10 protein-coding genes are annotated in these 12,013 nt (G+C 44.3%); 7 read left to right on the top strand and 3 right to left on the bottom strand.

The genetic code is table 11. The annotated features are described in order from the left end of the window. The first annotated feature begins 109 nt into the window (after window positions 1-109). From ACNQO6_RS13160 to ACNQO6_RS13140, 5 genes are read left to right on the top strand one after another with little or no spacing between them, the layout of a single operon-like run. Entirely contained in the window at window positions 110-859 is a 750-nt protein-coding gene (locus ACNQO6_RS13160; RefSeq protein WP_440209261.1) for a hypothetical protein, read from the top strand. Continuing rightward, a complete protein-coding gene (locus tag ACNQO6_RS13155) occupies window positions 859-1,764 on the top strand; it encodes a hypothetical protein (protein WP_440209260.1) in 906 nt (301 codons plus the stop codon). Before ACNQO6_RS13160 ends, ACNQO6_RS13155 begins: the two co-directional genes overlap by 1 nt. Then, complete coding sequence (locus ACNQO6_RS13150; protein WP_440209259.1) at window positions 1,751-3,001, top strand: glycosyltransferase family 2 protein; 1,251 nt, start codon at window positions 1,751-1,753, stop codon at window positions 2,999-3,001. The genes ACNQO6_RS13155 and ACNQO6_RS13150 overlap by 14 nt, the downstream gene beginning before the upstream one ends. Beyond that, entirely contained in the window at window positions 3,002-4,849 is a 1,848-nt protein-coding gene (locus ACNQO6_RS13145) for a hypothetical protein (protein ID WP_440209258.1), read from the top strand. It begins immediately after the preceding gene. Further along, complete coding sequence (locus ACNQO6_RS13140) at window positions 4,827-5,714, top strand: hypothetical protein (protein ID WP_440209257.1); 888 nt, start codon at window positions 4,827-4,829, stop codon at window positions 5,712-5,714. The genes ACNQO6_RS13145 and ACNQO6_RS13140 overlap by 23 nt, the downstream gene beginning before the upstream one ends. 24 nt (window positions 5,715-5,738) lie before the next feature. Here the strand turns inward: ACNQO6_RS13140 and ACNQO6_RS13135 are convergent, their stop codons facing one another. Next, window positions 5,739-6,953: a tetratricopeptide repeat protein gene (locus ACNQO6_RS13135; protein ID WP_440209256.1), complete on the bottom strand. Its 1,215-nt coding sequence runs from the start codon at window positions 6,951-6,953 to the stop codon at window positions 5,739-5,741. A 231-nt stretch (window positions 6,954-7,184) separates the two neighbouring features. On the opposite strand from ACNQO6_RS13135, the gene ACNQO6_RS13130 reads away from it, so the two are divergent. After that, the gene (locus ACNQO6_RS13130; protein WP_440209255.1) at window positions 7,185-7,886 is read left to right on the top strand and encodes a VIT1/CCC1 transporter family protein; all 702 of its coding nucleotides are present in this window, start codon (window positions 7,185-7,187) and stop codon (window positions 7,884-7,886) included. 118 nt (window positions 7,887-8,004) lie between these two features. Then, complete coding sequence (locus ACNQO6_RS13125) at window positions 8,005-9,048, top strand: NAD(P)H-dependent flavin oxidoreductase (protein WP_440209254.1); 1,044 nt, start codon at window positions 8,005-8,007, stop codon at window positions 9,046-9,048. Between the two features lie 53 nt (window positions 9,049-9,101). Here the strand turns inward: ACNQO6_RS13125 and ppk1 are convergent, their stop codons facing one another. After that, window positions 9,102-11,180 carry a polyphosphate kinase 1 gene (gene ppk1 / locus ACNQO6_RS13120; RefSeq protein ID WP_440209253.1) on the bottom strand — a complete coding sequence of 693 codons (2,079 nt, stop codon included), beginning with the start codon at window positions 11,178-11,180 and terminating at the stop codon, window positions 9,102-9,104. Between the two features lie 113 nt (window positions 11,181-11,293). After that, complete coding sequence (mtgA, locus tag ACNQO6_RS13115) at window positions 11,294-11,968, bottom strand: monofunctional biosynthetic peptidoglycan transglycosylase (protein ID WP_343579570.1); 675 nt, start codon at window positions 11,966-11,968, stop codon at window positions 11,294-11,296. Window positions 11,969-12,013: the final 45 nt, after the last annotated feature.

Genomic DNA, 12,013 nt, shown 5'->3' with positions numbered 1-12,013 from the left:
TACTGTTTATAGGATTATTTTACACATTCCATAACAGAAAGTTTATCGTAATAACCGTAAAATAATGTTACCTTCATCACAAAAGACATTTATTAAAACTAAAAATATCATGCAGAAAAATCCGGCTTCAGCACTCGTCTTATGGATTATCTCAGCCCATGTTTTTATGGGCATCGTCGCATATGAGTGGTTACCAGCAAGTTATCGGGGCAGTTGGGTTTTCCTACTCATTCTGCTGATTGCAGGCGCATTTTTAAATGTAGGTCTGGCCATCATTCTGGGGTTAATCACCTTCATTGGGGTTGCAGTTTACTTCCTCCTCGACCTAGCCAATCAAACCTATGTAGAACGCCAGTTATTGCTCCTGTTTGTATTGCCGATTACCCCGATTTTTTTAAGTGCCATTCGCCACAATATCCAGAATGCGCTTAAAACCTTCCGCGCCATTCAAAGTTATGACCGTAATTATCAACATGATATTTTGCCACTGACTGCGTTAAAACACTTTCAGGGCGAATTAAAGAAGCTCTTGAAACTCACCCAAAAAGATCATTACAAGATTATTACCACCCAGATCGACAATACCGTTTTGATTCGGGAAATGTTGGGTGAAGATATCTGGAAAGAAACACAGAATAAGATCATGGCAATTCTCTCAACAGAGAGAGACAGCGTCATTTACCATTTTATTAATGAAGAGCTGAGCCAAATTAAAAGTATTGTCATTCATGAACCCATTGTCGAGGAACATCAGGTCTATCCTCTATTTATTCAACAGCTTCAGGAACTCACGGTATTAAAGCTCAAAATTGAACAGCATACTGAATATTTGAGTCCTCAAGATCAAGAGGTGCCCTAATGTCAGTACTGCTTAATATTTGTGGTTTACTGGTCGCCACCTCCAACTTTCCAGACACCACCTTACAACAGTTTTATCAGCAGTATTATCACTGCTCAATCCAGCCTGCACACAATCAGGTTAACCCTCAAACCGAGTTACCCAGAAATATCGCGGCACTCTTCCCGCAACCTGCCACATGGTGGCCAGTATTCACCTCCGATCAGATTGAATCTGAAAGTTTTAAACGGCTCATTGATAAAGGAATAAAACCTGGCGTTATCCTGCCCAATGAATATTTTAGCGCGATTAAATATTATAAAATTAAAAAAGCCGTGAATGAGGGCGCAATTCCTGTCGCCTTCTATCAAATGCAACATTCCAAGTATTTTGCTGCCAAAGCCACCTTTTCAACAGCAATTGGACTCAGGCCTCTCGCTGCGCTGATTGAAACAGGCTGGGATGAGAATCTGATTTCACAACCAGCGGGTAGTTATCTGATTCAATCTGATCACCCAAATGAGCTACGTATTCCTGCACGTAAAATTCAGCAACACCAACATTATTTTTATCAAGTCATCACCGATCCCTCACAAGCTTCGGGTTATCAGGTGGTGATTAATCCTCCAGCAGATATGCCTGTCAATAATATTGAATATCCACATCTGGGGATCTCATGGGACATCAATAATATTCAATACACCAGTACAACGGATGGCGTGGAAACCAATATTTTTGGTTATTTACTGATTGCGTTGAGCACGGTCGTGATTCCGCTGGATTATGTCTATTCAGCACAGTATCCAAGTTTACTCAGCACCTTCGGTAGCTCTATTTCCTGGATTTCCCTGCTTTTGGGCGGAGGTCTACTCCTGATCTTGATCATTTCTATCATTCGCAGGAGAAGAATAAATGCCCGCAATTGATATTCTTTTCCTATTTGGTTTTCTGGGGATCTGGATTCCACAAGCCTTTTGGGCATGGCTCAGTTTTCAGGCATGGAAATATTCCAAAAATGCCGCCAAAGAACTGGAAAACATGCCTGTCCCAGAACACTGGCCTGTATTGAGTGTCTTGATTCCAGCCTACAACGAAGGCGTGGTGATTGAGGATACCCTACACGCCATTGCCCAGCAGGACTATCCGGCACATGCCTATGAGGTTTTACTGATCAATGACGGATCTAAAGACAATACGTTAGAAATTGCCGAACGTATGGCAGCGATTTACCCCTGCATTAAAATCGTCAATGTCCCCAAAGGCATGGGCGGTAAAGGGAAATCCCGTACCTTGAATAACGGTCTTCCGCATGCCAAAGGTGAACTAATTGTGGTCTATGATGCAGATAGTACCCCAGAGCCGGACTGTGTACGTTTATTGGCACAAACCTTACTGGCAGATAAAAAACTGGTCGCCGTCAATGGTAAGGTACGGACACGTAACTGGCGTGACAGTATCCTGACCCGATTTATTGCCATTGAATTTATTTTCTTTCAATGGATTTTCCAAGGGGGACGTTGGCAGCGTTTCGAGCTTTCCACCCTGATGGGAACCAATTATGTGATCTGGCGTGATGCGCTGGAAACACTAGGTGGTTTTGACGAAAAATCTCTGGTTGATGATACCGAGATGAGTTTCCGGATTTTTCTGGGTCAACGCCGCATTAAATGGGTGCCTTATGCTGTCGGCTGGCAACAAGATCCGCCCTCTCTCAGTGTGTTTGTGAAGCAACGTTCCCGCTGGACTCAAGGAAACTTCTATGTCACCAGCAAATATTTACCGATTGCGTTAAGAAAACCCTTCCCGATCGGCATTGAAATTTTTAACAATATTATGTGTTATGTCCTGTTTGTGCCTGCACTGATCTGGAGTCACATTACTTTAACCCTGGGCCTGCTGGGTATTGCCGGGATCACTGTTCCTGGTCCATTTACCTTGCTTTGGGGCTTATCGTTCTGTCTATACGTCGCACAAATGTGGTTTACCTTATCCCTAGAAAGAGCCAAACCTCAACTCTATTTCTTCTCGGTTTTATCGTATATCACCTATTCACAGGTGTTTCTATTTATCGTATTTAAAGCGGCCTATGACATGCTGAAAAATAAGATACAGGGGAATTCACTACAATGGTACAAAACTGAGCGCAGCAAGGAGAAAAAATAAATGAAAAAGAATCCATTACATCATCAGATTTTTAAAATACTGGTCGCAAGTGCAGCGTTTTCTTTGCCCGTGTTGAGCGCTGCGGACACACTGAATACCTGGACATTTGAGAATATCAATACTTCCAACAAATACACGATTGAACCGCATTTCTTTTATGTGGGTAAAGGCTCAGAATGGCAAAACATACAGTTTAGCAGTGAATATTCGACTGAACATTTCACCACTTTGCTGGTGAAATTTGATGACAAACTGATTTACAACACCACCTTAAATGGTGATGGAACGCTGAACTTTAATATACCAGCGACCACGAGTGGCTTTCACCGTCTAGATTTCATCTTGCAGCAATACTCGCCGACCACCTCACCGGCAGCCGATCGAACCACCTTCTGTAGTGAAGATGTAGATCAGGTGACCTACCTCAGTAATTCAAAAATTGATTACATGCGCCATCGGCCAATTTACCGTTTAAAAGATTTACCCGATGCCCTATTTAATCCACAGGTCGTACGCCCAACGCCTTTCATTGGCGTACTGAAATATAATCCAGCCAATATCAATGAAGCGTCGATGCTGGGACGTTTAATCAGTGCATGGAGTTCAGTCACCCCGATCCAGTGGTATGAACAAAATGCACCAGAAAATCAGCCAGCCAACTTTTTTATTGAAATTGCAAAATCTGCAACGCCTTTACCGAATGGGACCCTGGTACAGATCAGTGCTGAAAATGAGGTACCGACTTTACGGATTCAATATGATAATCCTGAAAAGCTGGTCTCTGCGATTAACGGCTTATTAAATCCAAATTATTTGCAGCAGCTCGATACCTCATCCACCTACCTTCCAAATAAACTGGCATCGCCGGCCTGGGCACAGATCAAACAGATTAAAACTCTTGCTGACTTAGGCATTGGCGATTTCCGTTTAAATCAGGCTGAAAAAAACCTGTTCTTAAACTTTCCTGCCGTTTGGCAACCGACGGATATTCTACAGGGACAGATTGCTCTGCGTGTCCAAAGCGGATTACTGGAAGGCTCCAATATCACCACCTGGATTGATGGGGGCTTGGCAGGAAGCTTAAAAACGGCGAATCTGGATTCTGATCCAGTCAACCGGCAATTTAACTATTTCGCTAAAACCATTTCCAATAACACCAACTTTAGCCTCAAGCTAGAAAACTCGGTCATCGTAAACTCACAATGTTTACCAACCGCCAAAGGCTCACTCTGGATTGATACACAAAAGTCGACTGTAAAACTGCCGCATAAGCTCAAAAATGGTGTCGCTTCGCTTTCCATGAGTTTTGCCACTCATCCCACCATTGCGATTGATGGCAACTCTGGCAGTCTGGAAATTGCCATGATCATGAGTCAGGTGGCAAAAAAAATGCTGATGACCAATGATCCTGTCCCTTTGAATCTGGTCAAGTTTGATCCTGCCAAACCGGAACTTTTAAATGTCCAGGTCAATCCTAATATCTACCGTCAACAAGTATTGATGCATAAAGATATTCTCTATGCGCCAGCAACTGCACGCGGCTTTCTGGTCAGTTTCCATGATCAACGCTTCGATGTCATCACCGACTCAATTGAAGGCGCGCAGAACTTTACCAAGCTCTGGGAGAAAATTCAGACCAACATTCCAAATAATGCCAGCAAAATACTGGTGGCAGAAAATGGACAAGTCTTTATTTTACAAAAAATTATTGTGGGTAACCAGAAAGCACCGCTGGTACAGCAATCATCATTCTTTATCTTGGTCGTTATAATCTCTGCTATCATGATCCTTGCAATTTTGCTCTGGTACTGGCGTAAACGACCGAATGCTAAAAATAAGGCAGATTAAAGCGACACTTTTAAAAACGATTACCTTATCCGCCTTATTGAGTTTAGGGGGGTGTATGCATTTCTTTCAAACAGATGTGCAACCTCCCCAAATTGAAGGAATCTTTTGGCAACCGGATTTGGCAACTACCCCGCCCTCAGGCAATTGGGATTTACTCGGCGTTTCGACCTTTGTGCCACAATGGTCAACGGTACAATCCAAAGCATGGTTTGATCATGACATGGGGTTTGAATCCTGGGATAAGACCCTTAACTTTAAACAGCTCAAACAACAGCCGTGGTCTCAACATATTATTTTGGGATTGGCAGGTGAATATGATGAAAAGCTGGCCCGTTCCAATGTCCTGCAACTGGCTGAGCACTCTAAACAGATCATTGAAAAAACCCGGTCGATTCCTTTAAAAGGCTATTATTTTCCTGTTGAGGCAGATCCAACATGGCTAGGTGTGGGAGTCTTGGCACAAGCTCTAGCCACTTTACCTCAACCCGTCTGGGTCAGCATCTACAGTGCCGAACAGTCTCCTGAACACCTGGACACCTGGCTAAAAAGCTGGTTACCGCACAATACCCATGTATTTTTTCAAGATGGTGTGGGCGTAGGTATCCGCTCTCCCAAACAGGCAAAAGTTATTCTGGAAGATCTTCAAAAAGAGTTTGGTAAAGATAAGGTGGTGATTGTGCTAGAAGCGTTCCGCCCGGTAAAAGCAGGCCAATTCCGCTCAGCTTATCCATGGGAAGTGATTGAACAGCTCAAGGCCTATGAAGGACAAAAAGTATATATTTTTGACGGTCCGCATTATATGAACCGTATGACTGTTTATGCCGTGGCATTATGGTACAAACTGAAATACGGCTCTAGCTCCTAACCCTCATGGTACATACGCGCACGACTAGAAGCTCTTATAAAAAACCAGTTCCGTGCGCGTGTTGTTATAGCGATCCATTCCATCGGCCAGCGCATCTTTGAAATAATGCCCGTATAAGCGCTCAACGCGTAGTTTTACCGGCACATAGTTAAATGGCTGCCATGCAACACCCGCACCATATTCAAATAGGTTATTGTAATTTTCACCTTCCGAATCCGCTAAAGTATGTAGCTTGCCATAGGCCTGTACGGTACCCGCTTCTCCACGGTAGAGATTAAAACCCGAACGCAATCGTAGGTCAGCAATAACGTTATAGTCTTCTCGTGAGTAACTCGCGACATTACCGTATAAATCAGTGAAATAATCATTCCAGATGCTACGTTGTTCAACCGCAGGATTGGCATACCATTCCTGATAGCCAGTGACACCACCGACCACACTTTCACGGAACTTATCGCGATTACGGTCAATCAGATCATAACTTCCGCCCACCTCTAAATAGGCACGCACAGGAATTGACTGCCACGGCTGATAATTTGCACCAACACCGACGGTTACCGCATTTTCGTCGATAATCTCGGGACGCACCCCACCTTTCGATTTGGTATCACGGTTCAGGTTCACAAAGCCATACACTTGCGCCCGACCATTATCCAGATTTTTACCATATCGCATTTTCAATGGGAAAATGAAGTCGTCATAACGCGACTCATAAGAAGGCGCAAAGTAGACATCTTTAAAAGTGGATGGGACGGCTGAAGCACTGAGATTCTGGACTGCTTGTTGTGCCTTGCTCGCCATTTCCGGATCAGATGAAGCCGATAAATCTTTAAAGATCACCAACGCTTCTTTATTTCTTTTTTGCTGGTTGAGTAAATAGGCTTCCTGTAGTTTCAGCTGTTCATCCTGCGGAGCAAGCTGCTCCGCTTTACGCACGCTCTGGATGGCTTCATTTTGCTTGTTCAAACGGATTTGCAGATAAGTCAGGCTTTTCCAGACTTTAAGGTCTTGTGGCGTAAGTTGCCCCAATTCAAGCAGGATTTTTTCAGCTTCTTCCGGCTGGCTTTGTTCAAGCTTGTAAAACTTGTCCCAACGGTCATAAATTGGATTACCGGGTTTATAGGCCGCATCCCCTTCCTTCACAAATTCAGGCTCGGCACTCAGTACCTGTTGTACAGGCAAGATTAGCCCCAAAATGAATAGTGTATGACTCAGCAGCTTATTTTTGGAATTGTTCATCGCAAATCTCAACTAAAAATACTCACAATAGGGCCTATGGCAAGAAGGGCTTATTCGCATTTAAAATGTTAAATTGTTCACATATGATAACCAAATCATCGTTATGCTATCGTTAAAATAAGTTAATTTATAATAGATTAAGTTTATGAAACAACAATAGAATTTTACAGACAATTGAGCCCTTATAAAACCAGGCCTGAACAGATTAAATAGATTTAAACGAGTAGAATTATGTCTTTTTCACATCATACAGAACCTCATGTCATGCAGCGCTCAGGCTGGCTGCGTGCAGCTGTACTCGGCGCCAATGATGGCATCATTTCGGTGACCAGCCTGATTATGGGGATGGCAGCCAGTGGTGCCAGCTCGCATACCTTATTGATCACCTGTATCGCGGGACTGATCTCTGGTGCGACCTCTATGGCAGCAGGCGAATATATTTCAGTCAAATCTCAGGAAGATATTGAAAAATCAGACCTGCGATTTGAGGCTCGCGAACTGGAAAACAACCCGCATGCAGAGCTCAAGGAACTGACCCAGATTTATATCTCACGCGGTTTAAATCCGGAACTCGCACATGAGGTGGCCAAACAACTGACCGAGCATGATGCGCTGGGTGCGCATGCACGGGATGAAATTGGCATCCATGAAAATACCGCCGCCAATCCCGTTCAGGCGGCGCTTTCTTCTGCCGCATCGTTCTCTTGTGGTGCCGCCCTCCCCATGCTAGCGATCTTGCTCAGTCCAGACCGCTGGATTGCATCAGCTGTGTTAATTACCGGGATTATTGCATTGGCGCTGTTGGGTGCATTGTCCAGTTACTTTGCCCGCACCTCCATGCTGAAAGGCAGTCTGCGGATTAGCTTATGGGGAATTCTGGCTATGGCATTTTCCAGTTGGGTCGGTTCCCTGTTTAATGTCACCCCGATTTAAACAGAGATGCAGTACCATGCAAAATAGTGCCTATATTCAATAATTAAATAGCGATTATTATTTGCAAGCCTTTTTGTTTTTACGTTAAGGTGATTAAAAATGCAATGAGTCATTGATCATGTCGATTTTAGAATTATTAGAAATAAAACACCCGATTTTACTTGCGCCAATGGCTGGGGTTTCCACACCGGAACTTGCCGCTGAAGTGTCGAATCAAGGTGCATTCGGATCTTTAGGCCTGGGGGCCAATACCCCTGAAACAGCCAAAGCACAAATCTTGAAGACGCAAGAATTGACCGATCATCCCTTTCAGGTCAACTTCTTTTGCCATCAATCTGAACAACTTGATCCCGAAATTGCCCGACAATGGATTGATTATCTCCGTCCTCAATTTGAGAAGTTTGCTGCAGAAGCCCCAACCGCACTTCACTGTATTTATCCAAGCTTTCTAGACAATGATGACTTCCTGAATGTAGTGCTGGAAACCCGTCCCAAGGCGGTCAGTTTTCACTTTGGTATCCCTCATCCGCATCAAATTCAGGCTTTGAAGCAAGCAGGTATCATCACGATGGTTTCTGCAACCAATTTACTTGAAGCTCAAGCGATTGAAGCAGCGGGGATTGATATTATTATTGCGCAAGGCATTGAAGCTGGTGGGCATCGCGGGATTTTCAATCAACATTTTGATGCTGCAATTAAAACCAGTGATCTGGTTCAACTAATTGCCACCCACTGCGATCGTCCAGTGATTGCCGCTGGCGGGATCATGAATGGCGAACAGGCCAAGGAAATGTTGAATCGTGGCGCGTCAGCAGTCCAGCTAGGGACTGCCTTTGTGCAATGTAAAAGTTCCAGTGCCAATGCCGCCTACCGCAAGGCATTGTTCAATCAAAGCATTACCCAGATCAGTGCCAGTCTTTCCGGTCGCCCGGCACGTGGCTTGATTGGGACTTGGCATACCCAGATTGATACACCGAATCGTCCTGCAACCCCGCAATACCCATATACCTATGACTTGGCGAAGCAGTTAATGAGCATTGCCAGTGTACAGCATGATTTCAGTTATGGCGCTTTTTGGGCTGGGAGTAATGTGGCACAAATCAGAGAGCTAGAGGCAGCAGATCTTGTCAATCAACTGGTTCTGGAAATAAAAACCAACTAAATTTTACCGATAAAAAAGCCGTCCCATCAGGGGCGGCTTTTTACTTTATCAGGTTATTTAATGGCTTCCAGCAAGGTCTGCTGGGCATTGTGTGGCGCTTCACCTTCTACAGGTTGTGCACGTTCCCACACCCCGTCTCCTTGTAACAGCCAGGCTTGCTGATTGTCTTTGAGATAGTTGAGTAAACCCTGTTGATAGATCCGCTTTTTCAAGGTCGGCTCTTCAATCGGGAAACAGGCTTCAACACGGTTAAACAGGTTACGATCCATCCAGTCAGCACTTGAACCGTAAATACGTGGATTACCATTATTACTAAAATAATAAACCCGGGTATGTTCAAGGAAACGCCCGACAATCGAACGCACGCGAATATTTTCCGACAGGTTCGGTAAACCCGGACGTAAACAGCAGATTGAACGAATGATCAGGTCTACCTGCACACCTGCTTGTGAGGCTTCATACAATTTATTAATCAACTGAACTTCAGTTAAGGCATTTACTTTAATAATGATTTGTGCAGCTTTGCCTGCTTTGGCATTGGCAATTTCGTCATCGATATAATTAATCAACTGCGCATGTAAAGTGAATGGTGCATGCAGTAACTTTTTCGGCTTGGCCATTTTACCCATGCCGGTCAATTCCTGAAAAATACGATGCACGTCTTCACACAGGTCTTTATCTGTAGTCATTAAACCATAGTCAGTATAAATACGGGCATTGGTTGCATGATAGTTGCCTGTACCTAAATGTACATAACGCACCAGTTTATTATTTTCACGGCGTACCACCAGAATCATTTTGGCATGGGTTTTATAACCGACGATGCCATACACCACCACGGCACCCGCTTCCTGCAACACATTGGCCACTTCGATATTGGATTCTTCATCAAAGCGGGCACGTAATTCAATCACCGCTGTGACTTCCTTTCCATTCCGTGCAGCTTCGGCAAGCACCTGTACGATTTCTGAGTCTGCACCACTACGATACAGGGTTTGCTTGATCGCCAGTACTTGCGGATCACGTGCAGCCTCACGCAACAGTTGAATTACAGGCGCGAAGGATTCAAAAGGATGGTGCAATAAAATGTCCTGCTTTTGCATGGCTGCAAAAATACTTTCCGACTTTTTAAAGGCTTTTGGAATCACAGGCGTATGCGAGTCATAACGCAAATGTGGACGTTTAAAGTTAGACAATAAACGTGCCAGATTAACAGGACCATCAACGCGATAAAGCTGTTCTTCGTTGAGGTCAAACTCATCAAGCAAATATTCATAAATATGCTTTGGACAGTTATGGGTCACTTCCAGACGTACTGCACGACCAAAACGACGCGAGCTCAACTCACCTTTCAACGCTTTGGCCAAATCTTCAACATCTTCGTTCAAGGCCAGATCGGCATTACGGGTGACACGGAACTGGTAGCAACCAGTTGCGGTCATGCCCGGGAATAGGTCAGAAATATGTTCATGAATAATCGCCGAAAGCATCACGTGATGTTCTTTACCATCGGTCAATTCATCAGGCAAACGGACTACACGCGGTAATGAACGTGGCGCAGGTACGACAGCCAGATCAATTTGACGACCAAACGCATCCTTCCCTTCCAGCGTCACAATAAAGTTCAGACTTTTATTGACCAGTCGCGGGAACGGATGGGCCGGATCCAGACTGATAGGCGTAAGCACAGGTGCCACCTGTTCATGGAAATATTTCTTGATCCAGGCCGATTGTGCCGGTGTTAATTCGCCACGACGCAGGAAGCAGATATCTTCTTTACGTAATTTTGGCAGGATTTCTTCATTTAATATGCGGTACTGGCGTTCAATTGCAGCATGCGTGGTTTTAGAAATCTGTTCCAGAACCTGCTTTGGGGTCAAGCCATCTGGCGTGCGGCTTTCGTTGCCCAAGGTCAGTTGTTCCATCATGCCCGCAACACGGATCTCAAAGAATTCGTCCAGATTGCGTGAAAAGATCAAAAGGAAGTTCATCCGCTCTAATAATGGATGAAGTGGATCGACAGCCTGTTCCAATACGCGTAGATGGAAATCGAGAATCGATAGCTCTCGATTAATATAACGATCGTTGTAACTGTATTCTATTGGCGTTGTTGTCGTCACTGCAGTATTCATACCCAACCTTGTTGCTTTATCATTCATCAAGTGATGATTTAAGTATGCTGCAAAATTATGTCAATTTGGTAAAAAAGCCCAAAATATTGGGCTTTTTTTTAGAATTAGGCGAATTATTGCGGAAGTTGTATACCGTTCATATATTTTAGGATCACGCGCTTCCGATATTGCAGCTTACGGTCGTTGCGGTTGTCTTGATAATATTTTGGATTGGGCAACAGCGCGGCTAAAAATGCAGCCTGCTCCCGGGTTAGACTTTTAGAGCTTTTGCCATAATAAAATTGAGCTGCCGCCTCAACCCCATAGAGGTTTTGACCAAACTCAACCGAGTTCATATACACTTCCAGAATGCGTCGTTTTGACCACATGCGCTCCATCATCCAGGTTGCCACCGCTTCTTGGCCTTTGCGAATGAAAGAACGTTTATTATACAGAAACAGGTTTTTTGCCAACTGTTGCGACACCGTTGAACCACCTGCCACCAATTCACCTTTTTCACTATTGCGTTCTAGCGCAAACTGAATCCCTGCCCAGTCAAAGCCATGATGATGAATAAACTTGGCATCCTCACCCGCTAAAATTGCGCGTTTGAAGTTATCACTGATGTTGTCATAGTCACGCCATTCCTGCTTGATCGGTTTAAAGTCGGTAAAATAGTCCCAACGCATAAACATGGTCGTGTTGACCGGATGGGTACGCCACCAGACCAGACTACTAAAAATCCAAAGCTGGATCAGTAGAATGACGCCGATAATCAACATTACTGCGCGTGCTAAAAAGGCTTTCATTAAAGTGCATCACTCCATCATGCAATAAATTCATGCTAAGCTATT

The organism is Acinetobacter calcoaceticus (genome assembly GCF_051947995.1).
In the GTDB taxonomy this organism is placed as follows: Bacteria; Pseudomonadota; Gammaproteobacteria; order Pseudomonadales; family Moraxellaceae; genus Acinetobacter.
The sequence above is the reverse complement of the archived record's forward strand: the minus strand, read 5'-3'. Positions and strand labels throughout refer to the sequence as shown.

Bases quoted from the DNA above. Each gene is read 5' to 3' on its own strand.
- ACNQO6_RS13130 (WP_440209255.1), top strand. From the start codon at position 7,185: ATGTCTTTTTCACATCATACAGAACCTCATGTCATGCAGCGCTCAGGC.
- ACNQO6_RS13145 (WP_440209258.1), top strand. From the start codon at position 3,002: ATGAAAAAGAATCCATTACATCATCAGATTTTTAAAATACTGGTCGCA.
- ACNQO6_RS13140 (WP_440209257.1), top strand. From the start codon at position 4,827: ATGCTAAAAATAAGGCAGATTAAAGCGACACTTTTAAAAACGATTACC.
- ACNQO6_RS13125 (WP_440209254.1), top strand. From the start codon at position 8,005: ATGTCGATTTTAGAATTATTAGAAATAAAACACCCGATTTTACTTGCG.
- ACNQO6_RS13155 (WP_440209260.1), top strand. From the start codon at position 859: ATGTCAGTACTGCTTAATATTTGTGGTTTACTGGTCGCCACCTCCAAC.
- ACNQO6_RS13135 (WP_440209256.1), bottom strand. From the start codon at position 6,953: ATGAACAATTCCAAAAATAAGCTGCTGAGTCATACACTATTCATTTTG.
- ppk1 (WP_440209253.1), bottom strand. From the start codon at position 11,180: ATGAATACTGCAGTGACGACAACAACGCCAATAGAATACAGTTACAAC.
- mtgA (WP_343579570.1), bottom strand. From the start codon at position 11,968: ATGAAAGCCTTTTTAGCACGCGCAGTAATGTTGATTATCGGCGTCATT.
- ACNQO6_RS13160 (WP_440209261.1), top strand. From the start codon at position 110: ATGCAGAAAAATCCGGCTTCAGCACTCGTCTTATGGATTATCTCAGCC.
- ACNQO6_RS13150 (WP_440209259.1), top strand. From the start codon at position 1,751: ATGCCCGCAATTGATATTCTTTTCCTATTTGGTTTTCTGGGGATCTGG.